The sequence below is a fragment of the Roseateles sp. 22389 genome, from assembly GCF_052044995.1.
In the GTDB taxonomy this organism is placed as follows: Bacteria; Pseudomonadota; Gammaproteobacteria; order Burkholderiales; family Burkholderiaceae_C; genus Roseateles.
Genome location: NZ_JBQEOF010000034.1, coordinates 1 through 25,181 on the forward strand (window position 1 = coordinate 1; position 25,181 = coordinate 25,181).

28 protein-coding genes are annotated in these 25,181 nt (G+C 68.1%); 21 read left to right on the top strand and 7 right to left on the bottom strand.

What is annotated here, in order from left to right; translation table 11 throughout:
- The 3 genes from flhC to ACTJKJ_RS26805 form a co-directional block, all read right to left on the bottom strand.
- A partial coding sequence (gene flhC / locus ACTJKJ_RS26795) for a flagellar transcriptional regulator FlhC (RefSeq protein ID WP_440823200.1) occupies positions 1-515 on the bottom strand: 515 nt, incomplete at its 3' end.
- A gap of 61 nt (positions 516-576) precedes the next feature.
- A complete protein-coding gene (gene flhD, locus ACTJKJ_RS26800; RefSeq protein WP_091722388.1) occupies positions 577-900 on the bottom strand; it encodes a flagellar transcriptional regulator FlhD in 324 nt (107 codons plus the stop codon).
- Between the two features lie 249 nt (positions 901-1,149).
- Positions 1,150-1,641, bottom strand: coding sequence for a tetratricopeptide repeat protein (locus ACTJKJ_RS26805; RefSeq protein WP_091722385.1), 492 nt, complete (start codon positions 1,639-1,641; stop codon positions 1,150-1,152).
- Between the two features lie 657 nt (positions 1,642-2,298).
- On the opposite strand from ACTJKJ_RS26805, the gene ACTJKJ_RS26810 reads away from it, so the two are divergent.
- The 7 genes from ACTJKJ_RS26810 (at position 2,299) to ACTJKJ_RS26840 (ending at position 9,093) form a co-directional block, all read left to right on the top strand.
- On the top strand, positions 2,299-3,138 hold the full coding sequence (locus ACTJKJ_RS26810; protein WP_091722381.1) for a flagellin N-terminal helical domain-containing protein: 840 nt from the start codon (positions 2,299-2,301) through the stop codon (positions 3,136-3,138).
- A gap of 292 nt (positions 3,139-3,430) precedes the next feature.
- Entirely contained in the window at positions 3,431-4,273 is an 843-nt protein-coding gene (locus ACTJKJ_RS26815; protein ID WP_440823202.1) for a flagellin N-terminal helical domain-containing protein, read from the top strand.
- Between the two features lie 346 nt (positions 4,274-4,619).
- Complete coding sequence (locus ACTJKJ_RS26820; protein WP_091722373.1) at positions 4,620-5,489, top strand: flagellin N-terminal helical domain-containing protein; 870 nt, start codon at positions 4,620-4,622, stop codon at positions 5,487-5,489.
- Positions 5,490-5,644: 155 nt separating this feature from the next.
- Positions 5,645-7,072, top strand: coding sequence for a flagellar filament capping protein FliD (gene fliD, locus ACTJKJ_RS26825; protein ID WP_440823205.1), 1,428 nt, complete (start codon positions 5,645-5,647; stop codon positions 7,070-7,072).
- 234 nt (positions 7,073-7,306) lie between these two features.
- The gene (gene fliS, locus ACTJKJ_RS26830; RefSeq protein WP_091722364.1) at positions 7,307-7,741 is read left to right on the top strand and encodes a flagellar export chaperone FliS; all 435 of its coding nucleotides are present in this window, start codon (positions 7,307-7,309) and stop codon (positions 7,739-7,741) included.
- A gap of 111 nt (positions 7,742-7,852) precedes the next feature.
- The gene (locus tag ACTJKJ_RS26835; RefSeq protein ID WP_091725004.1) at positions 7,853-8,152 is read left to right on the top strand and encodes a flagellar protein FliT; all 300 of its coding nucleotides are present in this window, start codon (positions 7,853-7,855) and stop codon (positions 8,150-8,152) included.
- A 203-nt stretch (positions 8,153-8,355) separates the two neighbouring features.
- On the top strand, positions 8,356-9,093 hold the full coding sequence (locus ACTJKJ_RS26840) for a flagellar brake protein (RefSeq protein ID WP_440823208.1): 738 nt from the start codon (positions 8,356-8,358) through the stop codon (positions 9,091-9,093).
- A 141-nt stretch (positions 9,094-9,234) separates the two neighbouring features.
- Here the strand turns inward: ACTJKJ_RS26840 and fliE are convergent, their stop codons facing one another.
- Positions 9,235-9,555, bottom strand: a complete 321-nt coding sequence (gene fliE, locus ACTJKJ_RS26845; protein ID WP_254783195.1) for a flagellar hook-basal body complex protein FliE — start codon at positions 9,553-9,555, stop codon at positions 9,235-9,237.
- Positions 9,556-9,722: 167 nt separating this feature from the next.
- Here fliE and fliF point away from each other — a divergent pair, with 167 nt between their 5' ends.
- The 14 genes from fliF to ACTJKJ_RS26915 all read left to right on the top strand — a co-directional run bounded on the left by fliF (position 9,723) and on the right by ACTJKJ_RS26915 (position 21,954).
- Positions 9,723-11,444, top strand: coding sequence for a flagellar basal-body MS-ring/collar protein FliF (gene fliF / locus ACTJKJ_RS26850; RefSeq protein ID WP_091722357.1), 1,722 nt, complete (start codon positions 9,723-9,725; stop codon positions 11,442-11,444).
- A gap of 48 nt (positions 11,445-11,492) precedes the next feature.
- Positions 11,493-12,488 (top strand): flagellar motor switch protein FliG, encoded by a 996-nt coding sequence (gene fliG / locus ACTJKJ_RS26855; RefSeq protein WP_091722354.1) that lies wholly within the window; start codon positions 11,493-11,495, stop codon positions 12,486-12,488.
- Between the two features lie 47 nt (positions 12,489-12,535).
- Positions 12,536-13,393 carry a FliH/SctL family protein gene (locus tag ACTJKJ_RS26860; RefSeq protein ID WP_091722350.1) on the top strand — a complete coding sequence of 286 codons (858 nt, stop codon included), beginning with the start codon at positions 12,536-12,538 and terminating at the stop codon, positions 13,391-13,393.
- The gene (gene fliI / locus ACTJKJ_RS26865) at positions 13,390-14,814 is read left to right on the top strand and encodes a flagellar protein export ATPase FliI (RefSeq protein ID WP_099861639.1); all 1,425 of its coding nucleotides are present in this window, start codon (positions 13,390-13,392) and stop codon (positions 14,812-14,814) included. Before ACTJKJ_RS26860 ends, fliI begins: the two co-directional genes overlap by 4 nt.
- A gap of 34 nt (positions 14,815-14,848) precedes the next feature.
- A complete protein-coding gene (gene fliJ / locus ACTJKJ_RS26870) occupies positions 14,849-15,319 on the top strand; it encodes a flagellar export protein FliJ (protein ID WP_297386369.1) in 471 nt (156 codons plus the stop codon).
- Between the two features lie 35 nt (positions 15,320-15,354).
- Positions 15,355-16,824, top strand: coding sequence for a flagellar hook-length control protein FliK (locus ACTJKJ_RS26875; RefSeq protein WP_297386367.1), 1,470 nt, complete (start codon positions 15,355-15,357; stop codon positions 16,822-16,824).
- A 136-nt stretch (positions 16,825-16,960) separates the two neighbouring features.
- Complete coding sequence (locus ACTJKJ_RS26880; RefSeq protein WP_091722336.1) at positions 16,961-17,539, top strand: flagellar basal body-associated FliL family protein; 579 nt, start codon at positions 16,961-16,963, stop codon at positions 17,537-17,539.
- A 25-nt stretch (positions 17,540-17,564) separates the two neighbouring features.
- On the top strand, positions 17,565-18,566 hold the full coding sequence (gene fliM, locus ACTJKJ_RS26885) for a flagellar motor switch protein FliM (protein WP_091722333.1): 1,002 nt from the start codon (positions 17,565-17,567) through the stop codon (positions 18,564-18,566).
- Positions 18,559-19,002, top strand: coding sequence for a flagellar motor switch protein FliN (fliN, locus tag ACTJKJ_RS26890; RefSeq protein WP_091722331.1), 444 nt, complete (start codon positions 18,559-18,561; stop codon positions 19,000-19,002). Before fliM ends, fliN begins: the two co-directional genes overlap by 8 nt.
- Before the next feature lie 28 nt (positions 19,003-19,030).
- Positions 19,031-19,396, top strand: coding sequence for a FliO/MopB family protein (locus ACTJKJ_RS26895; RefSeq protein ID WP_183490156.1), 366 nt, complete (start codon positions 19,031-19,033; stop codon positions 19,394-19,396).
- A 13-nt stretch (positions 19,397-19,409) separates the two neighbouring features.
- Positions 19,410-20,198 carry a flagellar type III secretion system pore protein FliP gene (gene fliP / locus ACTJKJ_RS26900; protein WP_297386354.1) on the top strand — a complete coding sequence of 263 codons (789 nt, stop codon included), beginning with the start codon at positions 19,410-19,412 and terminating at the stop codon, positions 20,196-20,198.
- Positions 20,199-20,223: 25 nt separating this feature from the next.
- Positions 20,224-20,493 carry a flagellar biosynthesis protein FliQ gene (fliQ, locus tag ACTJKJ_RS26905; protein ID WP_091722320.1) on the top strand — a complete coding sequence of 90 codons (270 nt, stop codon included), beginning with the start codon at positions 20,224-20,226 and terminating at the stop codon, positions 20,491-20,493.
- 37 nt (positions 20,494-20,530) lie between these two features.
- Positions 20,531-21,295 (top strand): flagellar biosynthetic protein FliR, encoded by a 765-nt coding sequence (fliR, locus tag ACTJKJ_RS26910; protein ID WP_091722317.1) that lies wholly within the window; start codon positions 20,531-20,533, stop codon positions 21,293-21,295.
- A 194-nt stretch (positions 21,296-21,489) separates the two neighbouring features.
- Positions 21,490-21,954, top strand: a complete 465-nt coding sequence (locus ACTJKJ_RS26915) for a hypothetical protein (protein ID WP_440823215.1) — start codon at positions 21,490-21,492, stop codon at positions 21,952-21,954.
- Here the strand turns inward: ACTJKJ_RS26915 and ACTJKJ_RS26920 are convergent, their stop codons facing one another.
- Genes ACTJKJ_RS26920 through ACTJKJ_RS26930 form a run of 3 tightly spaced genes read right to left on the bottom strand, consistent with a single transcriptional unit; the run spans position 21,955 to position 25,173 of the window.
- Positions 21,955-23,271, bottom strand: coding sequence for an ABC transporter permease (locus ACTJKJ_RS26920; protein ID WP_183478467.1), 1,317 nt, complete (start codon positions 23,269-23,271; stop codon positions 21,955-21,957).
- A 2-nt stretch (positions 23,272-23,273) separates the two neighbouring features.
- Positions 23,274-24,443, bottom strand: coding sequence for an ABC transporter permease (locus tag ACTJKJ_RS26925; RefSeq protein ID WP_440823217.1), 1,170 nt, complete (start codon positions 24,441-24,443; stop codon positions 23,274-23,276).
- A 34-nt stretch (positions 24,444-24,477) separates the two neighbouring features.
- Positions 24,478-25,173, bottom strand: a complete 696-nt coding sequence (locus ACTJKJ_RS26930) for an ABC transporter ATP-binding protein (RefSeq protein ID WP_343604009.1) — start codon at positions 25,171-25,173, stop codon at positions 24,478-24,480.
- Positions 25,174-25,181: the final 8 nt, after the last annotated feature.

Genomic DNA, 25,181 nt, shown 5'->3' on the forward strand with positions numbered 1-25,181 from the left:
GCCGCCTTGCCCTTGCCGGCGCGCGCCGGCGGGTTGCACAGGCCGCAGACGTAGTGCTTGGCGACCTCATGCGGGTGGGTGACGAAATGACCGCCGCACTTGCTGCACTTGGTCATCGTCAGCATGCCGTTGTCGACGAACTTCACCAGGCGCCAGGCCCGCGTCACCGACAGCAGCTGCTCCAGGTTCTGCGCCGCGGTCTGTTCCTGGTACAGCTGGTAGGCCTTGATGACGACGTCGATCTCGTCCATCTCCGCGACCTTGTTCAGGTACTCGTGGATGTTGAGGAACAGGCTGGCATGGATGTTGGGCTGCCAGGTCATGAACCAGTCGGTCGAGAACGGCAGCTGGCCCTTGCTGGGGCTCTTGCCCGAGACTTCCTTGTACAGGCGCAGCAAACGCTCGTAGCTCAGGTCGGTTTCCGATTCCAGCACCTGCAGGCGCGCGCCCAGCTTGATCAGCGTCACCGCGCGTTCGATCTGCTTGGCTTCGGTCAGGATGGACTTGGTGCGCATGGGGTGGCTCCGGTGGTCTCGGATGGTCTCGGGCGGCAATCGCGTTGCCTGGATCCTGGGATCAGGCGGCTTCCTGGTGGCGGCCGGCCATCAGGATGGAGGCGTGCAGGCGGGAGACGCTGTCGTTGGCGGCCGGCTTGCCGTGCGAGGTCAGCAGGCCCCACACCAGGTCGTCGTCCATGCGGAAGCGGCACAGCAGCGTGTTGCCGGAGGCCATCTTCATCATCTGCGCCGGGCTGAGGGTGTTCAGCAGCGTGGCGGTCTCTTCGGAGATGCCCAGGCGGTACAGGGCCTGCTCGCGGTCGGCGCGGATGAGGCTCTGGGCCAGCATCAGGTAGGACAGGTTGGCTTCGCGGATCTCGGCAAGGATCTGGTCGCTGTTCATCTGGGGGCTCCTGGGCGGTTGCGTTGCTGCGATGGAATGAATTCTGAAGAAACCCCCTTTTTCGCGACATCAGGTTGCTGGCATAGATGAGCTACGAAGCCCGCCGACCGCCGTGTCAGACAGATTCCTACACGCTGACAGGCCCGCAAATGGAAACCGCCGCGCGAGGCCCCGTGGACACGGGCTCGGCGGCGGTTTCTGGCGGAGACAGCCTGTCAGGCTGCCCCGCGGGCGGAAAGTGCGGGCGCCTCAGGCGGCCTGCAGGCGCAGCAGTTCGGAGTCGACGATCGCCATCAGTTCCGGGGAATCGCGGCGCAGCATGTCCAGCGCCTGACCTTCATTGAGGATGGACAACACCTCGATGGCGGCCTTGACCTCGCCCAGGCCGGACAGCGCGAAGCCCAGCGTGTAGAGCGACGGCGCATGCTGCGGCGAGAGCTCGACGGCGCGATGCGCATACAGCGCCGCTTCGCGCAACTGGCCGGCGGCCAGCAGCAGCGCGCCGACGTCGGAGAGCAGCTCCACGCTCATCGGCGCCATTTCCAGCGCGTTGCACAGCAGCGCGACGCCGTCGCCGATGCGGCCCTGCGCGGCCTGCGCATAAGCGGCATTGCGCGCCTGGGCCAGCAGCAGCCGGGCCTCGCTGGAGCCCGGACGGATGCGTCCGTGAACTTGTTCCTCGATCGACGCGTCGATCATCGACACGGCGGACCGTGCCTCGGTTTGCGATTGCAGGGGCATAGATCTCTCCATGGTCGTTGGAACTCGTCGATCGGGTCCGGCCTCGTTGTCCAGACCGGTCCCGGCGAAGGGGGCGGATGCGGCGCCGCGCCTTGTCGGCCGCGCCGGAAGGCACTTTAGGGCGCCACCCCCGTGATCGAGCGCACGAAAAGCGCCGCCATTCCCCCTCAATCCCGCCGTGCAGCGGCCGTTAACCCCTTCATGTCCGTCGCCAGACCGACACCCGGGCACAGGTCCGGGTCGAGGTCAAACGACAAACAACGCGTTGCAAGACCTGCTTATCTCCGGATCGAAAGTCTTGACAAATTGCCCTCAAGTTCTAAGGCGCAGGCGCCGATAACCAAAACAACGGGGCTGCTGAACGCAGCGACAAGCCAGCAAGGACCAGGAGTCCAAAGGCGAGTCGAAGCAGGCAGGCGGCACGTGGTCCGGTTAGAAGGCCTGACGTTCTTGGCAACCCGATGAGGGAGTGGGACGGCAACGGTTGACTAGCGTCGGACTGGGACCGATCCGGGAAATGGCCCGGCAGGTTCAGCAGGAGCATCCGAGATCCTCGGCCGGTTCGCCTCACGGCGGGCTGGAGGATCGGAGGACTCAGGCGCTCATGTGTGGTTCGGCGCTTTTGCCGGTATTTACGTATAGCTGTTAGGAGCAATCATGGCCCAAGTCATCAACACCAACCTGCTGTCGCTCAACGCCCAGCGCAACACCAGCACGAGCGCCAGCTCCCTGGCCGTCTCCATGCAGCGCCTGTCCTCGGGCCTGCGTGTCAACTCCGCCAAGGACGACGCCGCCGGCCTGGCGATCGCCGACCGCATGAACGCGCAAGTCCGCGGCATGAACGTGGCCCAGCGCAACGCCAACGACGGCATCTCGCTGTCGCAGACGGCCGAAGGCGCGCTGTCCAAGGTGGGCGATTCGCTGCAGCGCATGCGTGAACTGGCGGTGCAGGCCCGCAACGCGACCAACACCACTTCCGACCTGGACTCGATCGGTCAGGAATACGCGCAGCTGGGCTCTGAAATCCAGCGCGTGCTGGGCGGCACGACCTTCAACGGCCGCGCCATCCTGGCCGGCGATTCGGGCACGCAGACCTTCCAGATCGGCGCCAACACCACGGCCAACGACTCGGTCGACGTCACGACGACCAACATGACCACGGACACGACCATCACCGGCGTGACCGGCGGCGCGATCACCAACGCGTCGACGACGACCGACCTGGCCACCGTGATCGACAACATCGACGCGGCGATCAAGACGGTGTCGAGCGAGCGTTCGAAGCTGGGTGCCTCGCAGAACCGCTTCGACGCGATCGTGTCGAACCTGCAGATCTCGGTCGAGAACCAGACCGCGGCCCGCAGCCGGATCATGGACGCCGACTTCGCCTCGGAAACCGCCAACCTGAGCCGCGCGCAGATCCTGCAGCAGGCCGGCAACGCGATGATCGCCCAGGCCAACCAGGCGCCCCAGCAAGTGCTGGCCCTGCTGCGCTGATCCTCGTCAGCCAGACGCCCGCGAGGGGGACTTCGGTCCCCCTTCTCTTTCCCCATCCCGCGCGGGTGGTGAAAGAGAAGCGCTCGCCCGCCATGGCACGACTTCACGCCTGGGACAGGCGGTTACACGCTTTCTTTTCAAGAAGGCCTCAAGTCCATTCCCTGCCGGCCCGATAACTGCATCAACGGGTCCGCAAGTCAACAGCAAGGGCCACGTGGTCCGGCTCAGTCGGACAGTTTTTCAAACGTCCGACCGAGACCGTGAAGGTCTCTGAATTCAAAAGGAATGGATCATGGCTCAGATCATCAACACCAACCTGCAATCGCTCAACGCCCAGCGCAACCTGTCGTCCTCGCAGTCCTCGCTGTCGGTGTCGATGCAGCGCCTGTCCTCCGGCCTGCGCGTCAACTCCGCCAAGGACGACGCCGCCGGCCTGGCGATCGCCGAACGCATGAACGCCCAAGTGCGCGGCATGAACGTCGCGGTGCGCAATGCCAACGACGGCATCTCGCTGGCGCAGACCGCCGAAGGCGCGCTGTCCAAGGTGGGCGATTCGCTGCAGCGCATGCGTGAACTGGCGGTGCAGGCCCGCAACGCGACCAACACGACCTCCGACCTGGACTCGATCGGCAAGGAATACGCCCAGCTGGGCCAGGAAATCGGCCGCGTCATCGGTGGCACGACCTTCAACGGCAAGGCCATCCTGGGCGCCGATGCCGGCACGCAGACCTTCCAGATCGGCGCCAACACCAGCGCGAACGACTCGGTGGACGTGGTCACGAACAACATGACCAACGACGCGACGATCACCGCCGTCACCGGCGGCGTGATCGACAGCGCCTCGACGCCGGACTCGCTCAAGACGGTGATCGACAACATCGACGCGGCCATCACCACGGTCTCCGGCCAGCGCGCGATCCTGGGCGCCTCGCAGAACCGCTTCGACGCGATCATCTCCAACCTGCAGGTCTCGGTGGAGAACCAGACCGCCGCCCGCAGCCGCATCATGGATGCCGACTTCGCCGCGGAAACCGCCAACCTGAGCCGCTCGCAGATCCTGCAGCAGGCCGGCAACACGATGGTGGCGCAGGCCAACCAGCTCCCGCAGCAAGTGCTGTCGCTGCTGCGCAGCTGATCCCCACACGCGGGCGCCGTCCGGCGCCCTCCCCGGTTGACTCCTCAAGCGCCGGTCCTCGCGGCCGGCCTTCCAAAGGCTCCGCACCATCCCCCGGGACTGGTGCGGGGCCTTCTTTCATTGGCTTCGTAATGGACGGTTTTCCGCCCGTTAATCGGCCCATCGACGGGGTGGCAGCTTTCGCACAATGGCATCCATCGAGCATGAAGTACCGCTCGACCACCGGTCCAACCGGCAGATCCGAACAATGACTGCGATGGCGCAGCGAGGATCGGCAGGCGAGGTCGGGAACCGACCCACCTAACCGGGATCGCAGCCAGGACAGGATCTCCGCAGGAGTGCATCAATGCCACAGACCATCAACACCAACATTGCTTCGCTGAACGCGCAACGCAATCTGAACTCGTCGCAGTCGTCGCTGGCGACCTCGATGCAGCGCCTGTCCTCAGGCCTGCGGGTGAACTCCGCCAAGGACGACGCGGCCGGCCTGGCCATCGCCGAACGGATGAACGCGCAAGCCCGCGGCATGTCGGTCGCGATGCGCAATGCCAACGACGGCATCTCGCTGGCGCAGACCGCTGAAGGCGCGCTGGGCAAGGTGGCCGATTCGCTGCAGCGGATGCGCGAACTGGCGATCCAGGCCCGCAACGCGACCAACGCGGACAGCGACAAGGATTCGCTGGACAAGGAATTCGGCGAACTGGCCAAGGAAATCCAGCGGGTCACCGCCGGCACCACCTTCAACGGCAAGTACATCCTGGGCCAGGACGCGTCGCTGCCGCAGACCTTCCAGGTCGGGCCGAACACCACGTCCAATGACGAGATCACCGTCACGACGCCCAACATGTCGGCCGACACCACGATCACCCAGGTCTCCGGCTCGGACACCAGCGGCGCCGGCCGCGCGGTGATCGACCGCACCGCGGACGCCGCGGCGATCGCCACCGTGGTGGCCAACATCGACACGGCGCTGGACACCGTCAACAGCCAGCGCGCGACGCTGGGCGCGACGCAGAACCGCTTCGACGCGGTGATCTCCAACCTGCAGGTGGCCTATGAGAACCAGACCGCCGCCCGCAGCCGGATCATGGACGCCGACTTCGCGGTCGAGACCTCCAACCTGAGCCGGGCGCAGATCCTGCAGCAGGCCGGCAACGCGATGGTCGCGCAGGCCAACCAGCTGCCGCAGCAAGTGCTGTCGCTGCTCAAGGGTTGATAGAAAAACGCAATCAAAGCGCCAGGCCTCCGTCCTAAAGTCGGATCGCCTGACGCCGATATGCAGGACAGGGCCTCACGCCAATCACGCGAGGCCCTGTCGCGCATGGGGCTTCCGGCCAGGGAGCCGGAACACGGTCACAGGGAGTTCGCACGATGGCAAGCATCACCTCCGCGGGTCTGGGCAGCGGTCTGGACGTCGAAAGCATCGTCACGAAGCTGGTGTCGCTGGAAAAGCAGCCGATCACCGACCTCCAGTCGCGCACCGACACCATCAAGTCGCAGATCTCCGAGTACGGCAAGATCAAGAGCGCCTTCAGCGCGATGCGCGATGCGGCCGCCAAGCTGGCCAATCCGACCACCTGGTCCGCGCTGACCGCCACCTCCTCCGACACGACGATGGCCACCGTCATCGCCGGCGCCGGCTCTGGCGCCGGTTCCTACGCGCTGGACGTGGCCAACCTCGCCTCGGCGCAGTCGCTCTCGAGCAAGGGCTTCGCCAACAACGCGACGGTGGGCTCGGGCTCGATGACCATCGAACTGGGCCAGTGGAGCGGCACCAACAACTCCACCTTCACCAGCAAGGACGGCGCGACGCCGGTCAGCATCTCCATCTCGTCGACCGACACGCTGGCCAACATCCGCGACAAGGTCAATGCCTCGGGCGCCGGCGTGCTGGCCTCGGTGGTCACCGACGCGACCGGCTCGCGCCTGGTGATCCGCTCGCGCGACACCGGCGAGGCCAACGGCTTCCGCATCACCACCGCCGATGACGACGGCAACGGCGCCGACGCCAGCGGCCTGTCCGCGCTGGCCTACGACCCGACCGCCTCGATCTCGTCGATGACGCAGAACACCGCGGCCAAGAACGCCAACCTCACGATCAACGGCCTGGCGATCAGCTCCGCCTCCAACAACATCGAGGGCGCCGTCGACGGCCTGACGATCAACCTGCTCAAGACCGGGCAGTCCACCGTCACCGTCGGCCAGGACAAGGACAGCGTCAAGAAGGCGATCAACGACTTCGTCACGTCGTACAACAGCCTGATGACGCTGATGCGCAACGACACCAAGTACGACGACGCCAACAAGACCGCCGGCGCGCTGCAGGGCGACAGCACCGCGGTGGGCCTGCAGAGCCAGCTGCGCAACATCACCGCCGCGGGCAGCACGCTGGGCGGCAAGTTCGGCCGCCTGTCGGACCTGGGCCTGGACATCGGCGCCGACGGCACCATCAAGGTCAACGACACCAAGCTGACCAGCGCGCTGGGCAGCATGAGCGACCTGAAGAACCTGTTCATGGGCGTGGACACCGCCAACCCGAACAACAACGGCATCGCCACCCGCTGGCGCGCCTTCGCCGACCAGGTCACCGGCTTCGACGGCTCCATCACCACCCGCACCACCGGGCTGCAGTCGCGCGTGACCGCCAACAACAAGCGCGTGGACGAGCTCAACGACCGCGCCGCCGCCTACGAGAAGCGGGTGCGCGCCCAGTACACGGCGCTGGACACGCAGATGGCCAAGCTCAACGACATGCAGAGCTACGTCAACAAGATCACCAGCATGCTGGGCAGCAGCTGAGGCCGCGGGCGCGGCGTGATCGGTGCGGGGTGCGGATCGCCCTCGGAACTGGACCGTCGCGACCGCCCTTCTCCGGCGCTTCGAAAAGACCGCCGACAAGCCTCCTCACGGAGGCTTTTGTTTTTCTCCAGGCGCGCAGAATTTCGAGACAAATTCGACACGGGGGAGGCTCAAGTTGGGCCAGCGGGGGCCGAAAACTGATTCAAGCACTACAGCACACCCCAGCAGCACATCATGTACGGCAACTCCTCCCCCTTCGCTTCCCACGGTCAACGCGCCAGCAGCATGTACAACCGCGTCGGCGTGGAAACGGACGTGATGACGGCCTCGCCGCACCGCCTGGTGACTCTGCTGCTGGACGGCGCCTTCGATTCGATGACGCAAGCCATCGGCGCGATCCGCACCGGCAATGTCGACGCCAAGAACCGCAGCCTGAGCCGCGCGGTCCGCATCCTGGACGAGGGCCTGAAGGCGGCCCTGAATCTGGAGTCGGGCGAGCTGGCCATGGACCTGCGCGACCTGTATGCCTACATCTGCATGCGGCTCACCCACGCCAACCTGCGCAGCGACGACGTCGCCGTCGAGGAATGCGTGAAGCTGCTGCAACCGATCCGCGAAGCCTGGGCCAGCATCGCCCCGGCCGCTGCCGAACAACGCGTCGCGGCCTGATCCGGCCCCGCTCCCCTCCAGCCTGACGACTTGAGAAGTTCCATGTCCAAGTACACCGCCAAGCCCCAAGCCCCCGCCGCCCACGCCGCCCCGACCACTCCGGACCGCCTCATGAGCACCCAACTGTTGAGCTACTACGAAGCCATCGAGCAAGCCAGCGCCGACATGCTGAGCGCCGCCCGCTCGGGCAACTGGGACGAGGTGGTCAAGCTCGAAGGCGCCTGCGTGCTGCTGATCTCGCAGCTCAAGCACGCCGCCGGCAGCCAGCAGCTGGGCCCCGACGAGGCGCAGCTCAAGACCCGCATCATGCAGCGCATCCTCGTCAACGACGCCGAGATCCGCCACCTGGCCGAACCCTGGCTGGAGGACCTGGACCAGCTGATGAAGGGCAAATCCAAGACGGTGCACTGACCGGCCCGACGATCGCTCCGACGACCGCTGCGCCGGTCTCGCCGCGATCGACCGCCCCGGCGATTCGAGACTTCGGTCACGCGACCGGCCCCGGATCGTCCGCCAGCGCCGCGACCGGCCCCTCGAACGGATGGGGGCGGCGCGGCGTTTGCCTTGGGGGATGCGGGAGAATTTTTCTGAACGATTGCAGCCGGATGCTGGCCTTGAGCGACCTGAAAGTCCCCGCCCCTCCCGCCGATGCCGCGGACGCCGATTACCGGCTGGACGCGCCCGGCGAGATCATGAACTGGCTGCGCGAGCTGCTGCAGTCGCAGGCGCGCCTGCAGCTGTCCACTCCGGCGGGCGAGGCGATCCACACGGTGCTGCGCGCCCTCGATACGCCCCGCGGCATGCTGACGATGGAAGCGCCGCGGGCCGGCGACACGCTGGCGCCGGTGCTGGCGAGCGACGAGCTGGTGGCCACCGCCTACCTGGACCGGATCAAGCTGCAGTTCGACCTCTCCGGGCTGGTCGCGATCCGCGGGGACGGCGCCGAGGTGCTGCGCGCCCCGGTCCCGCTGCGGCTGTACCGCTTCCAGCGGCGCCAGGCCTACCGGGTGGCCTCGGCCGGGCAGTTGTATCCGGCGCTGAAACTGGCCGACGCCGACCTGCCCCGGATCCGCGTGGTCAACGTGAGCGCCGGCGGCGTCGCGCTGCACTGGCCGGCCCACGTGGTGCCGGTGCCGCAGGCGGGCCAGGAGATCACCGGCACCTTGGAACTCGAGCGCGAAGTCAGCTTCGCGACGCTGCTGCGGGTCCAGCATCTGACGCAGGGCGAACAAGGCGCTCCGCACCAGGCCGGCTGCGCCTTCGTCTCGCTGGCCCCGACCGCCGCCCGCGCGCTGCAGGTCTTCATCGACCAGGCGCAGAAGCGGGAACGGTTGATGCGTCGCAGCAGCTGAAGCGGTCGATCCGACCCACTGCCGACCCGCGTCGGCGCACCGGCGGGTCCGGACAGCCGATCCGGTCCGCCAATGACAAGAGCCGCCCTGGGGCGGCTTTTTCACGCCCGATCGGCGCCGATGCGCGCCGTCGTGGCGATCTCAGACCTGCATGTTCATGATTTCCGAGTAGGCCGACACCAGCCGGTTGCGCACCTGCAGCGTCGCCTGGAAACCGATCTGGGCCTTCTGCATGGCGACCATGGTCTCCTCCAGGCTCACCGTCGGGTTGTCCAGCTGGACCTCCCGCTGCAGCCGCGACGCCTCGTTCTGCTGCGTGCTGACCGACTTCAGCGCCGAGCTCATCGCATCCGCGAAGCTGGTGCCGCCGGGCGCGGCCTTGGCCACCGGCTGACCCTGGGGGGTCAATCCGGCACGGGCCACCGCGCTGGCGAAGTCGAAGGGTTTGAGTTTCAGGTCCACGGCATGCATCGTACGGAGGCCGCCGCCGGCCATAGCTCCGAACTGGGGGGGCTTCTTCGGCCTGTTCCGAACATTCTTGAGGGCCCCGATCGAAATAATCCTGACCTGTGCCGAGGCGTCCGCCTGGGCGCACCCCGCCGATCGTTCGACCCGAGCCGTACACCCCCATGGACAACGCCCTGAGCAGCCCCGCCGCCGGACTCCCCGAGGTGCAGCAGACCGCCAAACCGGCCGGCCTGCCCCAGCGCCTGGCCGCGATGCCCACCAAGAGCAAGCTGATGCTGGGCGGCGGCGTCGCCGCGCTGCTCGCGGTGATCGTGGCGATGTCGATGATGACGGCCAAGCCGGACTTCCGCCCGCTGTTCTCCGGCCTGTCCGACAAGGACGGCGGCGCCGTCATCGCGCAGCTCGCGCAGATGAATGTGCCCTACCGCAACGAGCCGGGCGGCACCATCATGGTCCCCGCCAACCAGGTCTACGACCTGCGCATGAAGCTGGCCTCGGCCGGCCTGCCCAAGGGCGGCATCGTCGGCTTCGAACTGATGGACAAGCAGTCCATCGGCCAGACCGCGTTCAACGAACGCCTGAACTTCCAGCGCGCCCTCGAGGGCGAACTCACCCGCACCATCACCGCGATGGCCGACGTCGCCGACGCGCGCGTCCACCTGGCCATGCCGCAGCAGAACGGCTTCTTCCGCGAACAGCAGAAGCCCAGCGCCTCGGTCATGCTGACGCTGCGCGGTGGCCGCACCCTGGACCGCGCCCAGATCGCCGGCATCGTCCACCTGGTGTCCTCGTCGGTGCCCGAACTCAATCCCAAGGCCGTCAGCGTGCTCGACAGCACCGGCGCCCTGCTCTCCCAGAACCCCGACGGCAACGCCACCGGCCTGGACAGCCAGCAGCTGCAGTACAAGCAGCAGGTCGAAGCCAACCTGAACAAGCGGATCGCCGAGCTGCTGGAGCCGGTGGTCGGCCGCGACAACCTGCGCTCGACGGTCACCGCCGACGTCGACTTCAACCAGGTCGAGTCCACCGCCGAGGAATACCGTCCCAACCAGGGCCCCAACACCCAGAGCGCGGTGCGCCGCCTGACCTCGGAAGAGCAGTCCGGCGGCACCGCCGGCGTGCCCACCGGCGTGCCGGGCGCCACCACCAACCAGGTGCCCCCGCAGGCGGCCGCGCCGATCAACGGCCAGGCTCAGCCGCTGCAGCCGGCCGGTCAATCCGGCGGCACGCAGAACATGCGCCGCAACAACGACACGCAGTTCGAGCTGGACCGCACCGTGCGCGTCACCCGCAACGCGATCGGCCAGGTCCGCCGGCTGAACGCGGCGGTCGTCGTCAACCAGAAGACGGTCACCGACAAGAATGGCAAGACCTCCAGCCAGCCGCTGTCCGAGACCGAGATCCAGAAGCTGGATTCGCTGGTCAAGGAGGCGCTGGGCTTCTCGCAGGAGCGCGGGGATTCGGTCAAGGTGATCAGCACCCCGTTCGTGTCCGACAAGGTCGAGCCCGCCGACGTGCCGCTGTGGCAGCAGCCCTGGCTGCGTGACATCGCCCGCGATGCCACCGTGCCGGCCGCCCTGGTACTGATCGCGCTGATCGCCGTGTTCGGGCTGGTTCGCCCTGCTCTCAAGGCGGCTTTCCCGCCGCCGGCCGAACAGAAGGACGACACTGCCGGGAACAACGGCCTCAGCGTGGTCGAGAACGAGCAACTGGCGCTGGGCGGTCCCGGTGGCCTGCCGGCCCTGGAGGCGCCGATCTCCAACGACAAGCTGGAGCGGGCCCGCCTGCTGGCCAAGGAGAACCCGGTCGCGGTGGCCAACATCATGCGCGCCTGGGTCAACGGCGAAGAGCTGGAAACCTCCCCGGCCGGCGGCCGCCGCTGAGCGGCGCTGCCGGGAACCCTGCCTCAGGATCGATAGCGAGACATCACCATGGACGACAAAGGCGTCGAAGACGCGGCCATCCTGCTCATGTCCCTCGGCGAGGAAGAGGCCTCCGAGGTCTTCAAGCACCTGTCGCCGAAGGAAGTGCAGAAGCTGGGCGAGACCATCGCCAAGATGAAGGTCGTGCCGCGCGACCGCGTCGAGAAGGTGCTGGACAAGTTCGACCTCGTCGCCGAGTCGCAGAGCACCCTGGTCAGCGACACCGACGAGTACGTGCGTTCCGTCCTGCGCAAGGCGCTGGGCGATGACAAGGCCAACCTGCTGCTGGACCGCATCCTGCAGGGCTCGGACGTGTCCTCGATCGAGTCGCTGAAGTGGATGGACCCGGGCTCGGTCGCCGAACTGCTGCGCAATGAACACCCGCAGATCGTCGCGGCCATCCTGTCGCACCTGGACTTCGACCAGAGCAGCTCGGTGCTGCGCGTCTTCACCGAGCGCCAGCGCAACGAGGTGCTGATCCGCATCGCCACGCTGGACGGCATCCAGCCGATGGCGCTCAAGGACCTCAACGAGGTCATGGGCCAGATCCTGGCCGGCGGCGAACGCATGAAGAAGTCCAACCTGGGCGGCGTCAAGACCGCGGCCGAGATCATCAACATGATGGGCACCAGCGTCGAGGCCTCGGTGCTGGACTACATCCGCGAAGCCGACTCCGACCTCGCCCAGAAGATCATGGACAACATGTTCACCTTCGAGGACGTGGAGAAGATCGACGACCGCGGCATCCAGGCGGTGCTCAAGGAAGTGCAGTCCGAGTCGCTCATCGTCGCGCTCAAGGGCGCCGGCCCGGAGCTGCGCGAGAAGATCTTCCGCAACATGTCCACCCGCGCCGCCGAGACGCTGCGCGAGGACCTGGAATCGCGCGGCCCGGTGCGCCTGTCCGAGGTCGAGGCCGAGCAGAAGGAAATCCTCAAGGTGGTGCGCCGCCTCGTCGACGAAGGCCAGATCGTGCTGGCCGGCGGCGGCGACGACCAGTTCCTGTAAACCCGACGCCCCCTCGACGCCCTCGATAGCGACCGACACCCGAACCGATGGTCACCCGCCCGCCCCGCCAGGTCCCGCCGCCGCCCCGCCCCGAGGGCGACGCGCCGCGTGGCAACACCTACAGCCGCATCATTCCGCGCGAGGAACTGTCCGGCTTCGCCGCCTGGAACCCGGGCACGCTGGACGGCGCCGCGCCGCCGCGCAAGCCCTCCGTCAGCGCGCCCGCGCCGGTCGAGCCCCCGCCCCCGCCGCCGCCCCCCGGTCCGAGCATCGACGAACTGATGCAGCAGGCCCGCCAGGCCGGCTACCAGGACGGCTACCGCGACGGCATGGCGGCGCTGGACGCGTTCAAGCAGAGCTTCGCCAAGCAGATCAGCGCGCAGGTCGGGCAGTTGGTCGCCAGCTTCGACCAGGACCTGAGCGCGATCGAGCAGGGCATGGCCGAGGCGCTGGCCCGCACCGCCGTCGAGCTCGCCCGCCAGGTCGTGCGCAACGAGCTGTCGACCGCGCCGGAGCTGGTCTCCAGGGTGGCGCACGACGCCGTCGAGGCGCTGCTGATCAACGCCCGCCACGTCCGCGTGCGCGTGCATCCGGACGACCTGCCGCTGGTGCTGGACGGCGCCGGCCAGGAGCTGCGCGCCCGCGAGGCGCAGGTCATTCCCGACCCGTCCATCGCCCGGGGCGGCGTCAAGGTCGACGCCGACATCTGCAGCGTCGACGCCTCGCTGCCGGCGCGCTGGCAGTCCGCCGTCGGCGCGCTGGGCCAGGCCTCCGTCTGGGAGGACCGCCGCAGCGCCGCCGAGGTGGCCCAGGAAGCGCGCCTGGACTTCCGCAACGATCCGACCCCCAGCCAGTACGGCGGCCTGCCGCACGGCTACCAGAACAGCGGGGACCGCGAACCATGAGCAGTCGCACCGACCGCTGGGCCCAGTACTTCGACGACCTGCAGGCCTTCGCCGGCAACGCGCCGGCGCTGGAGCCGCAGGGCAAGCTGGTGCGCGTGGCCGGCCTGGTGCTGGAGGCCACCGGCGTGAAGGTGCCGGTGGGCTCGGTGTGCGAGATCCACATGCCCTCCACCGCCGCCGCGCCGCGCCGCGGCCAGCGCCCGGTCACGGCCGAGGTGGTCGGTTTCTCCGGCGACCGCGCCTACCTGATGCCCACCGATGAGATCCAGGGCCTGGCCAGCGGCGCGATGGTGCTGCCGCGACCCGCCGCGCTGCACGGGCCGGTGCTCGGCGAGGAGCGCCATCCCTGGCGCCGCGACGAGGACCGCGGCCTGCACCTGCCCATGGGCGACGGCCTGCTGGGGCGCGTCGTCGACCCGCAGGGCCATCCGCTGGACCGCGGCGGCCCGCTGGTGGACGTCCGCGACGAACCGATGGTGCGCCGCCCCATCAACGCGATGGACCGCGACCCGGTCCGCCGCCCGCTGGACACCGGCGTGCGCGCGATCAACTCGCTGCTGACCGTCGGCCGCGGCCAGCGCCTGGGCCTGTTCGCCGGCACCGGCGTCGGCAAGTCGGTGCTGCTGGGCATGATGGCCCGCTACACGCAGGCGGACGTCATCGTCGTCGGCCTGATCGGCGAGCGCGGCCGCGAAGTGAAGGAATTCATCGAGGACATCCTGGGCGAGGAAGGCCTGCGCCGCAGCGTGGTCGTCGCCGCGCCGGCCGATGCGCCGCCGCTGCTGCGCATGCAGGGCGCGACCTACGCGACCGCGGTGGCCGAGCATTTCCGCGATCGCGGCCAGCATGTGCTGCTGCTGATGGACTCGCTGACCCGTTATGCGATGGCGCAGCGGGAAATCGCGCTCGCCATCGGCGAACCGCCGGCAACCAAGGGCTATCCGCCGTCTTGTTTCGCCAAATTACCGCAACTCGTCGAACGCAGCGGCAACGGCCTGGCGGGCGAGGGATCGATCACCGCGTTCTACACGGTGCTGTCGGAGGGCGACGACCAGCAGGACCCGATCGCCGACGCGGCCCGAGGCATCCTGGACGGCCACATCGTGCTGAGCCGCGAACTGGCCGAGAGCGGGCACTACCCCGCGATCGACGTCGAGCGCTCGATCTCGCGCGTCATGACCAGCGTCGCCGACAAGCGGCACGTCGAACTGGCGCGCCGATTCCGGCAATTGCTCGCGAAATACAACAAGGCGCGCGACTTGATCCAGCTCGGCGCCTACCAGCCGGGGCACGATCCCGAACTCGACCTGGCGGTGCGCCTGCATGGCGACATGGACCGATTGCTCCAACAAGACATGCATTCCCCCGCTTCTTTGAACGATTGCCTCAACCAGTTGACCGCCACACTCAACTTTGCGTGATAGCTGCCGACATCCGTGAAGCGAGGTCATCGACATGAGTAGTTCCAACTTGCAGGCCCTGACCGTTCTCCTCGAACGCGCGGAGGCCGAGCGCGATGAAGCGTTGCGTCATCTGCAGGAGGCGCAGGCGCGTGCCAACGCCGCCCGCAACCAGCATGACCAACTGGCGCAATACCGCACGGACTACCGCAGCCGCTGGTCGCAGGAATTCGCGCAGCGGACCACGGTCCAGCTGCTGGGCTGCTACCAGAACTTCGGCCAACGGCTGGACCAGGCGATCGGCCAGCAGAGCGGCATCGCCGACTACGCCGACCAGCGCCTGAGCGCCGCCCGCGACCTGCTGCGCGAGCGCGAACTGCGTGTCGCCTCGGTCCGCAAGCTGATCGAGCGCCGTCGCGCCGAGACGCTGCGCACTCAGATGCGCCAGGAACAACGCGCCACCGACGAGCAGGCCGCCCGCGCGGCCTCGCGCGGCGGCAACCCGATGTCGCGCCTGGTCGCCTGAGCGCGATCCGGTCGCCGGAACCCTTTTTTCCCGTCATGACGCAGATCCAGAACACCCCCGCGTTGCCGGGCGGCCTCGGCGCGATGCCGTCCGCCCCCGCCGGCCGCAAGGATGGCGGCTCGGCCGACTTCTCGCGCCTGCTGAACCAGAGCAACCAGCAGCTGCAGCAGCAATCGGCGCAGTCGGCCCGCTCGACGATGGCGCAGTTGCAATCGCAGCAGCTGGCGACCCAGCAGGCCCAGTCGCAGCAGCAGGCCCGCCAGCTGGAAGCCCAGCAGCTCGACGCCCGCCAGCAGGCCCAGCGCCAGGAATCGGCGCCCGCGCCCCGGCCGGCCACCCCGCCCGCCCGGTCGCCGGAGAACACCGCCGCGAAGGAAGAGAACAAGCTGACCGCCCGCAATGCCGCGGCCCGCCAAAGCGTCAACAAGGCCGAGGACGCGAAGGCGCCGGCCCGTGCGAGCGCGGCGAACCGTGCCAACCCGGCGGACGCCGCGGATCAGAGCGATGCGGCCGATGCCAGTGATGCGCCGGACGCCACGGCAACCGCCGCCTCCGACACCGCAGGCTCGGAGCGCGTGGCCGGCCAGGACGCCGAAGGCCAGGACCGCAAGGCCACCAAGGAAGCCAAGGACAGCGGCGCCACCTCCGCCGAGCAGATCCTGGCGATGCTGCGCGGCGAAGCCCCGGCCGAGCCCAAGCCGGCACGCGGCGGCGCCTCCGGCGACGAAGCCGGCAGCGAGGCCCTGCCGGGCGGCGCCCACGCCCACGGCAAGCCGCTCACCACCGGCGACGCGATGCGCGAGCGCCAGCAGCTCCAGCGCGAGCTGAGCCAGGCCGCGGCCGGCCAGCCGGGCGCCGCGGACGGCGCGGACGCGTCGACCCGGACCGACACCCTGCAGGCTGCCGCCGGCGGCGCGCATGAGATCACCATGGCCGACGGCGCCGCCAAGGGCCCGACGCCGAGCTTCGAGGCGCTGCTTGCCGCGGCGCAGCAGGCCGCTCCGGCTGCCGGCACCGCCGGGGCCGACAGCGCCGCGCCGGCCCAGGCGCCCAGCGTGCCGCTGAGCCAGCCGATGGACAGCCCCGACTTCGCGCCCGAACTCTCGGCCAGCGTCAGCCTGCTGATCCAGGACGGCATCCATGAGGCCCAGCTCCAGCTGAACCCGGTCGAGATGGGCCCGGTGTCGATCAACATCCAGCTGGACGGCCAGCAGGCGCAGGTGAATTTCCATGCGCAGCAGGCGGCCACCCGGGAAGTCCTGGAACGCACCCTGCCCGACCTGGCGGCCGCCCTGCAGGCCCAGGGGCTGACCCTGAGCGGTGGCGGGGTGTTCGCCCAGACCTCCTCCCAAGGCGGACAGAATCGCGGTGACGGCCGCCCGGACGGCGCGTCGAACGGCAATGGTCGCCGCGGCGGCCGCGGTGACGACGACGGGGCCGTCGCGGCCACCGGCCGTGGCGAACGGCGCACCGCGCCGCGCGGGCTGGTCGACCTGTACGCCTGACGGTCCGCGAGTCTGACCGGAATCCGCCGCCTTTTCGCGCGTTGAGCGCGGGGGCGGCGCTCCACAATGGGAGCCATTGCCGGATCGTCAGGTCCGGTTCCCCGCCGGATCCATTTTTTTCATCATCGGAGCGCCCATGGCCACAGCCGCCGCAGGCAACGACGCCGCCGTCAAGGGCGGCGGCAAGAAGAAGCTGATCATCATCATCGCCATCGTCCTGGTGGTGGTGCTGGTGGGCGTCGCCGCGTTGCTGATGATGAAGAAGAAGTCCCATGCCGAGGACGAGGAAGGCGCCGCCGAGGAAAAGCCTGCGGCCACCGCCCACGCCAAGCCCGGCACGCCGCCGACCTTCGTCCCGCTGGATCCGTTCACCGTGAACCTGGCCGACAAGGAAGTCGACCGCTTCGCGCAGATCGGCATCACGCTGGAGGTGGCCGATCCCAAGTTCGCCGACCAGCTCAAGGCCTACATGCCGGCGATCCGCAACAACGTGCTGATCGTGCTGTCGCACAAGACCTCGGCCGAGCTGCTCAGCGGCGAAGGCAAGGAGAAGCTGGCCCGCGAGATCCGCCGCGAGTCGGTGCGTCCGATGGGCATCGAGCTCGACGACGAGGAAGAGGACGAAGACGCCGCGCCGAAGAAAAAGAAGAAAAAGAAGCGCCCGGTCGAGAGCCCGGTGACGCAGGTGCTCTTCTCCACCTTCATCGTGCAGTGAGCGGACCTCCCGAAGGGATCAGGCGATGAATCAGCAAATCCTGTCGCAAGACGAAGTCGATGCCCTGCTCCAGGGCATCACCGGCGAGAGCCAGAAGCTCGAGGCCGAGGAGGTCCAGACCGGCGGCATCCGCGAGTACAACCTCGCCAGCCAGGAACGGATCGTCCGTGGGCGCATGCCCACGATGGAGATCATCAACGAGCGTTTCGCGCGCAACATCCGCATCGGGCTGTTCAACTTCATCCGCAAGAGCCCGGAAGTCGCCATCGGCGGCATCAAGGTGCAGAAGTACAGCGCCTTCCTGCGCGAGATCGTGGTGCCGACCAACTTCAACATCGTGTCGGTCAAGCCGCTGCGCGGCAGCGGGCTGATCGTCTGCGACCCGACGCTGGTGTTCGCGGTGATCGACTCGCTGTTCGGCGGCATCGGCAAGTTCCACACCCGCATCGAGGGCCGCGATTTCTCCGCCACCGAGCAGCGGGTCATCCTGCGCCTGGTCGAAGTGATCATCCAGGAGTACCTCAAGGCCTGGAAAGGCATCTATCCGCTGGAGCTCGAGTACCAGCGCTCGGAGATGCAGCCGCAGTTCGCCAACATCGCCACGCCCAGCGAGATCGTCGTCTCGACCTCGTTCACGCTGGAGATCGGCGAGACCAGCGGCACGGTGTATTTCTGCATTCCGTACTCGACGCTGGAGCCGATCCGCGACGTGCTGTACAGCACCACGCAGGGCGACTCAAGCGAACCCGACCGTCGCTGGGTCAACCTGCTCAAGCACCAGATCCAGTCGGCCGAGGTCGAGCTGGTGGCGGAGCTGGCCAAGGCGCCCGCGACGGTGGAACAGCTGCTGGCCTTCAAGCCGGGCGACTTCATCGAGCTGGACCTGGAGCAGATCATTCAGGCCAAGGTGGACGGCGTGCCGGTGTTCGACTGCCATTACGGCACTTCGAACGGCAAGTATTCGATCAAGATTGAAAAGATGCTGACCGGCCCGGATGCCGGCTGGCTGGGAGCCCGCAATGGCTGACAACACCCCGATGGACGAACAGGACGCGATGGCCGCCGAATGGGCGGCGGCGCTGGCGGAAGCTGGCGGAGGCGGCGGCAGCGAGGTCGCGGCCGAGGTGCAACCGGTGGCCGAGCAGGTCGCGCCGGCGGCCTTCACCAACTTCGCGCCGACGCCGGGCAACCTGCCGGGCAGCGACATCAACATGATCCTGGACATCCCGGTCCAGCTGACGGTTGAGCTGGGCCGCACGCGCATCCCGATCAAGAACATCCTGCAGCTGGCGCAGGGCTCGGTGGTCGAGCTGGACGCGCTGGCCGGCGAGCCGATGGACGTGCTGGTCAACGGCTACCTGATCGCGCAAGGCGAGGTGGTGGTGGTGAACGACAAGTTCGGCATCCGCTTGACCGACATCGTGACCCCCTCCGAACGCATGCGCCGCCTCAGCAAGGCCTGAGACCCTTCGGCGGCTATAGTCGCCGGCCATGAACAACAGCCTCGTCCCACTCCTTTGGTTCCTGGCCATCCTGGCCTTGATCCCCGTCGTGCTGTGGCTGCTGAAACGCACGCCGCTGGGGGGCGCGGCGCTGGGCGGGCAGTTGCGCACCGTCGCGCAGCTCGTGATCGCGCCGAGCCAGCGCATCGTGATCGTCGAGGTGGGCCAGGACGAGGACCGCCAGTGGCTGGTGCTGGGCATCACCGGCCAGCAGATCCGCACCCTGCACGTGATGCCGCCACAGGCCGATGCCGGCGCGGCGCTGCAGGCCGCGCAGCCCTCCTTCTCCTCGCTGCTCAAGCGCAACCTCGGCGGCAGGCACGCCGATGGCCCCGGCTCTCCCACCTCGACCTGATCGGGCACGGCGAATGACGGTCCCCAACCTCCCTTCCCCGCCGCGGCGCCCGCTGCGCGCGCTGGCGGTGCTCGCCGCGCTCGGCGGCCTGGGCGCCGCCGCCTGGGCCCAGCAGGGCGGCGGCGCGCCGGCCAGCGTGCCGCTGATCATCGGCCAGGGCGCTGGCGGCAACAGCTACTCGGTGCCGATCCAGACGCTGCTGTTCTTCACCGCGCTGGGCTTCCTGCCGGCGGTGCTGCTGATGATGACCGGCTTCACCCGGATCGTGATCGTGCTGTCGCTGCTGCGCCAGGCGCTGGGCACGCAGGCCGCGCCGCCCAACCAGGTGATCGTGGGCCTGTCGCTGTTCCTCACCTTCTTCGTGATGAGCCCGACGCTGGACCGCGTCTACGCCGAGGCCTGGCAGCCCTACCAGAGCGGCCAGATCGGCTTCGACGTGGCGCTGGACCGCGCGCAGGTGCCGATGCGGTCCTTCATGCTGAAGCAGACGCGCCAGTCCGACGTCGCGCTGTTCGCCCGGCTCGCCAAGCTCGAGCCCAACGTCGCGCCCGAGAACGTGCCCTTCCGCGTGCTGGTGCCGGCCTTCGTGACCAGCGAGCTGAAATCGGCCTTCCAGATCGCGTTCCTGATCTTCATCCCCTTCCTGGTGATCGACATGATCGTCTCCAGCGTGCTGATGAGCCTGGGCATGATGATGCTGTCGCCGGTGCTGGTGTCGCTGCCCTTCAAGCTGATGCTGTTCGTGCTGGCGGACGGCTGGAACCTGCTGCTGGGATCGCTGGCGGCCTCGTTCGCGCAGTAGCGGCGCGGTCCGCAAGGAGAAGTCCATGGATGCTCAACAGGTCTTCACGATCGGCCAGCAGGGCCTGTACGTGCTGCTGATGGTGGCGGCGCCCATCCTGCTGACGGTGCTGGCGGTCGGGGTGCTGGTGTCGGTGTTCCAGGCGGCGACGCAGATCAACGAATCGACGCTGTCCTTCGTGCCCAAGATCGTCGCCGCCGTCCTGGTGCTGGCGATCGCCGGGCCCTGGATGATCACGACCCTGGTCGAATACATCCAGCGCACGCTGCAGAGCATTCCGCAGGCGCTGGGCTGAGCCCGCCGCCCTGCCCGCCGTTCCTCCGGCCGCTCCGATGATCTCCTTCAGCGAAGCGCAGCTGCTGGCCTGGATCAATCCGATCCTGTGGCCGTTCATCCGCACGCTGGCGCTGTTCGCCGGCATGCCGGTGTTCAGCCAGCGCCAGGTGCCGACGCGGGTGCGCATCGGCCTGGCGCTGTTCATCGCGGTGGCGGCGCAGCCGTCGCTGCCGGCCATGCCGGTGATCCCGCTGGACTCCCTGCCGCAGCTGCTGACGGCGGTCGCGCAACAGTTGCTGATCGGCCTGGCGATGGGCTTCGCGGTGCGGGTGGTGTTCGCCGCGCTGGAATTCGCCGGCGAACTGATCGGTCTGCAGATGGGCTTGAACTTCGCCGGCTTCTTCGATCCGTCGACCGGCTCGCAGGGCACGTCCTCGTCGCGCTTCCTGGGCTCGATGGTCGCCTTCCTGTTCGTCGCGATCAACGGACACCTGATGCTGATCAACTCGCTGGTGGAGAGCTTCCAGGCCTTCCCGGTCGGCGAGGAGCCCTTCCGCTTCCTGCGCGTGGCGCAGCCGCAGGTGTGGGGCGCGGAGATCTTCCGCATGGGTCTGTGGATCGCGCTGCCGCTGATCACGATGCTGATGTTCGTGAACCTGGTGCTGGGCATCATCTCGCGGGTGGCGCCGCAGTTGAACGTGTTCTCGGTGGGCTTCCCGCTGACGGTCAGCATCGGCTTGGTGGGGCTGGTGGCGACGCTGCCGCTGATGCATCAGCCCTTCATGGTCGCGCTGGAGCGGATGCTGGCGGCGTTCAACTGACGCCAGCGCATCCGTGCGCTGACATCGGACTGCCCCTCTCGCTCCCCCGGCTGGGTGCCCCAGCTCTTGCCGTTTTCTCCCTCCGCGCCAACCAGTTCGAGTCATGGCTGATGCGGGGTCAGGTCTGAACAATGTCAACAGCCCCGCAACGCCCAACGCGACGCGGGATCGTTCACCTGTTGATGGAGAGAACCATGCGACCCATGACCCCGGCGGAGATCAAGAAGATCGAAGCCATCGCCTTCCAACGCCGCGTGCCGCGGCGCCCCCCGGTTGCCCACTGCCACGGAGAAGAGTCGGACGCCCTGTTCGGCTCGACGCGCTACGAGCGGACCATCCAGAACTTCGGACGTTTTCACCATGAAGTACGAGCGAATGACCTCGACAAGTTGCACAAGCATCTGCTGAAGAGTTATCCCGGTCGGGACATCACGGTGCGTGTTTGTCCCGAGTTCGACTCCTACGGCATCCTGCTCTTCAGCGTCTATGGCTTCACCGAGGCCGACCACCTTTGCAGCAAGGAAGAGAAGGCTTTCCTCCGCGGCCTGACACCCAGGATGACCGCTCTCATCGGCCCAGTCGCCGTCTGTCGGAGGACCGGACCGTTTCCCGGGCGAGTCGGTCCTCGCCTGAGCGCCTCCGACGGGAGGCGCGACTGATCACAGCTCCCGCAGCGCCGTCGTCACCGGCACGCTGGCCGCCCGCACTGCCGGGAACAGGCCGCCGATGAAGCCGATGGCCAGGGCCCACTTGAGGCCTTCCCACAGCAGTTGCCCCGACACCCGCAGCTCGAAGCTCAGCTTGCCCACCGACCCGGCCGCCATCGTCGACGCCGCGTGGCCGTTGAACAGCAGGTAGGCGATGCCACCGCCGATCAATCCGCCCAGCGCCGCCAGCAGCATGGTCTCCAGCATCACCGCCACCACCACCGGCAGGCCGGGGAAGCCGATCGCGCGCAGCGTGGCGATCTCCCGGGCGCGTGTGGCGACCGCCGCGAACATGGTGTTCAGCGCGCCGAACACCGCCCCCACCGCCATGATGCTGCCCACCACGATGCCGATGATCCGCAGGATCTTGGTCATCTGCTCCGACTGCTTGGCGAAGAAGGCCAGCGTCGTCGTGGCGTCCACCTTGAGCTGCGGATTGGCCTCCAGCGCGGCCTTGAAGTCCTTGAACGCCGCCGCATCGGTCAGCTTCACCGTCACCGAATTGCGGCTCGCGCCGCGGCGATAGGTCTCGGCCACCACCGGCGCGTCGGCCCACAGCTCCGATTCCATCGAGTCGCCCGACGCGAACACGCCGGTCACCGTCCACATCTGGCTGCCCAGCCGCAGTTGCTTGCCGGGCTCCAGGCCCTCGAACTGCCGCGCCGCGCCCTGGCCGACGATCAACTCCTTGAGCCCGGGCTGGAACTTGCGCCCGCTGATGATCTTGACCTGCGGCCGCACCGCGAAGGCTTCATCGCCCACGCCGCGCATCTGCACGCTGCCTTCCTCGTCGGTGGTCGTGCCCTTGACCGGCAGGTTGGCCGCGACCACCGTCTCGGCCGACACCAGCGGCTCGCCCTTGGCGCTCTTGGCCACGCCCGGCGCCTGCGCGATCTGCGTGATGTCCTCGCGCGACATCACCGACGCCACCTCGGCCGCCGACGCGCCGCGCAGCACGATCGCCGTGTCCTCGCTGCCGGACTTGCGCAAGGTCTCGGCATACCCCTCGGCCATCGCCAGCAGCGCCACCAGCACGCCGACGACGCCGGCGATGCCCACGACGATCACCGCCGACGAGCCCAGCCGCTGCGGCAGCGTGCTGACGCCGACGCTGGTCACCGACCGCGCCTGCGCCCCCCGCCGCGTCAGCAGCATCCACAGCGCCAGCAGCACGGCCAGCGCCAGGGCACCGAACCACGGCAGCATCACCCACGCGGCCAGCACCAGCGCCAGCAGCAGCACCAGTCCCAGGTTCTTCAGGAATTTCATGTTCAGGCCCTCCCCGCCAGCGCGTCGGTGATGTTCAGCCGCATCGCGTTGAGCGCCGGCAGCGCGCCGACGATCACCCCGAACAGCACCATGAAGCCCACACCCATGGCCCAGCTGTTCAAGCCGGCCGCCGGCAGGTTCAGGGACCCGCCGCTGCCCGCGCTGATGATCGGACCCAGCACGCTGGCCAGGCCCAGTCCGATCACGCCGCCGATGACCAGCAGCAGGATGGACTCCGCCAGCACCATCGCCAGCACGCTGTGCCCCGAGAAGCCGATCGTCTTGAGCACCGCGATCTCGCTGGTGCGCTCGCGCACCGCCTGCATCATCGTGTTGCCCGACAGCAGCAGCAGCGTGAAGAACACCGCGCCCATGATGGAGCTGACGATCAGCCCGATGTCGGCGACCTGCTTCATCCACGAGGCCATCGCCGCCTGCTCGGTCTGCGTGCGCGTCTCATGGTCCGAGTTGGCCGAGATCGCATCGATCGCCTTGGCCACGCGGTCCGCCTGGTTGGCGTCGTTCACGCGCGTCACGTACCAGCCGACGGCGCCCTGGTTGTAGGGCGTCGTGTCGTCGAAGTACTTCCAGTTCAGCAGGAACATCTGGTCGTACCAGCCGCCGGATTTCTTGTCCGCCGCGTGGATCAGGCCGACGATCTCGAACTGCCAGTTCTTGCTGCCGCTGCGGTCCGGGAAAATCGTCGACTGCAGCGGGATCTTGTCCCCGACCTTCCAGTTGAAGCGCCTGGCCAGGCCCTCGCCGACCAGCGCGCCGATGCGGGTCGAGGCGAAGGCCTGCTTCGCCTGGTCGGTGACGACCATCTCCGGATACGCGTCCAGGTAGTTCTGCGCCACCGCGAAACTGAAGACCTGGTTGTGCGGGTCCTGGTAGGCGCCGCCGAACCAGTTCGCGTAGGTCACCATCTTGACGCCGTCCACCGCCTGGATGCGCTGGGTCAGCGCCATCGGCAGCGTCTGGATGAAGGACAGCCGCGAGCCGGTCTGCAGCCGCGATGCGCCATTGGCCGACTGGCCGGCCTGGTCGAACGAGGTGCGGACCGCGTCCAGCAGCCCGAACAGCAGGAACGCGGTGATGATGGACACCAGCGTCAGCACCGTCCGCAGCTTGCGCCGGAACAGCGCCGCCCAGATGAGATGAAGGTATTTCATGACGACCCCTTGTCGTTGCCGTGCCGCCGCGGCCTCAGGCCACCACGTGGGCGACCTGCTCGACCAGCGTGCCCTTGTCCAGGTGCAGCGTCTGGCGCGCGCGCTCGGCGGCCTTCGGGTCGTGGGTGACCATCACGATGGTCTTGCCGTGGTCGCGGTTGAGCGCCTGCAGCAGCGCCAGCACGTCCTCGGCGGACTGGCGGTCCAGGTCACCGGTCGGTTCGTCGCAGACCAGCAGCGTCGGGTCGGACACGATCGCCCGGGCGATCGACACGCGCTGCTGCTGGCCGCCCGAGAGCTCGGTCGGCTTGTGGCTGGCGCGGTCCGACAGGCCCACCAGCGCCAGCGCGATCGCGGCGCGCTTCTTGCGCTCCGCGGCCGACAGCTTGGTCAGCAGCAGCGGCAGCTCGACGTTGCGCTGCGCCGAGAGCGTCGGCATCAGGTTGTAGAACTGGAACACGAAGCCGACCTTGGCCGCGCGCCACTTGGACAGCTTCGCGGCACTGAGCTGGTCGATGCGTTCGCCCCCGATGGCGATGCTGCCGCCGCTGGGCTGGTCCAGCCCGCCGATCAGGTTCAGCAGCGTCGTCTTGCCGGAGCCCGACGGGCCCATCAAGGCCAGGAACTCGCCCTGGGCGACGTCCAGGTCGATGTGGTGCAGCACCTCCACCTTCTGCTTGCCGCGGGTGTAGACCTTGGACAGGTCACGGATCTCGATCAGGTTGCTCACGGTGACTC

Bases quoted from the DNA above. Each gene is read 5' to 3' on its own strand.
- flhD (WP_091722388.1), bottom strand. From the start codon at position 900: ATGAACAGCGACCAGATCCTTGCCGAGATCCGCGAAGCCAACCTGTCC.
- ACTJKJ_RS26805 (WP_091722385.1), bottom strand. From the start codon at position 1,641: ATGCCCCTGCAATCGCAAACCGAGGCACGGTCCGCCGTGTCGATGATC.
- ACTJKJ_RS26810 (WP_091722381.1), top strand. From the start codon at position 2,299: ATGGCCCAAGTCATCAACACCAACCTGCTGTCGCTCAACGCCCAGCGC.
- ACTJKJ_RS26815 (WP_440823202.1), top strand. From the start codon at position 3,431: ATGGCTCAGATCATCAACACCAACCTGCAATCGCTCAACGCCCAGCGC.
- ACTJKJ_RS26820 (WP_091722373.1), top strand. From the start codon at position 4,620: ATGCCACAGACCATCAACACCAACATTGCTTCGCTGAACGCGCAACGC.
- fliD (WP_440823205.1), top strand. From the start codon at position 5,645: ATGGCAAGCATCACCTCCGCGGGTCTGGGCAGCGGTCTGGACGTCGAA.
- fliS (WP_091722364.1), top strand. From the start codon at position 7,307: ATGTACGGCAACTCCTCCCCCTTCGCTTCCCACGGTCAACGCGCCAGC.
- ACTJKJ_RS26835 (WP_091725004.1), top strand. From the start codon at position 7,853: ATGAGCACCCAACTGTTGAGCTACTACGAAGCCATCGAGCAAGCCAGC.
- fliF (WP_091722357.1), top strand. From the start codon at position 9,723: ATGGACAACGCCCTGAGCAGCCCCGCCGCCGGACTCCCCGAGGTGCAG.
- fliG (WP_091722354.1), top strand. From the start codon at position 11,493: ATGGACGACAAAGGCGTCGAAGACGCGGCCATCCTGCTCATGTCCCTC.
- ACTJKJ_RS26860 (WP_091722350.1), top strand. From the start codon at position 12,536: ATGGTCACCCGCCCGCCCCGCCAGGTCCCGCCGCCGCCCCGCCCCGAG.
- fliI (WP_099861639.1), top strand. From the start codon at position 13,390: ATGAGCAGTCGCACCGACCGCTGGGCCCAGTACTTCGACGACCTGCAG.
- fliJ (WP_297386369.1), top strand. From the start codon at position 14,849: ATGAGTAGTTCCAACTTGCAGGCCCTGACCGTTCTCCTCGAACGCGCG.
- ACTJKJ_RS26875 (WP_297386367.1), top strand. From the start codon at position 15,355: ATGACGCAGATCCAGAACACCCCCGCGTTGCCGGGCGGCCTCGGCGCG.
- ACTJKJ_RS26880 (WP_091722336.1), top strand. From the start codon at position 16,961: ATGGCCACAGCCGCCGCAGGCAACGACGCCGCCGTCAAGGGCGGCGGC.
- fliM (WP_091722333.1), top strand. From the start codon at position 17,565: ATGAATCAGCAAATCCTGTCGCAAGACGAAGTCGATGCCCTGCTCCAG.
- fliN (WP_091722331.1), top strand. From the start codon at position 18,559: ATGGCTGACAACACCCCGATGGACGAACAGGACGCGATGGCCGCCGAA.
- ACTJKJ_RS26895 (WP_183490156.1), top strand. From the start codon at position 19,031: ATGAACAACAGCCTCGTCCCACTCCTTTGGTTCCTGGCCATCCTGGCC.
- fliP (WP_297386354.1), top strand. From the start codon at position 19,410: ATGACGGTCCCCAACCTCCCTTCCCCGCCGCGGCGCCCGCTGCGCGCG.
- fliQ (WP_091722320.1), top strand. From the start codon at position 20,224: ATGGATGCTCAACAGGTCTTCACGATCGGCCAGCAGGGCCTGTACGTG.
- fliR (WP_091722317.1), top strand. From the start codon at position 20,531: ATGATCTCCTTCAGCGAAGCGCAGCTGCTGGCCTGGATCAATCCGATC.
- ACTJKJ_RS26915 (WP_440823215.1), top strand. From the start codon at position 21,490: ATGCGACCCATGACCCCGGCGGAGATCAAGAAGATCGAAGCCATCGCC.
- ACTJKJ_RS26920 (WP_183478467.1), bottom strand. From the start codon at position 23,271: ATGAAATTCCTGAAGAACCTGGGACTGGTGCTGCTGCTGGCGCTGGTG.
- ACTJKJ_RS26925 (WP_440823217.1), bottom strand. From the start codon at position 24,443: ATGAAATACCTTCATCTCATCTGGGCGGCGCTGTTCCGGCGCAAGCTG.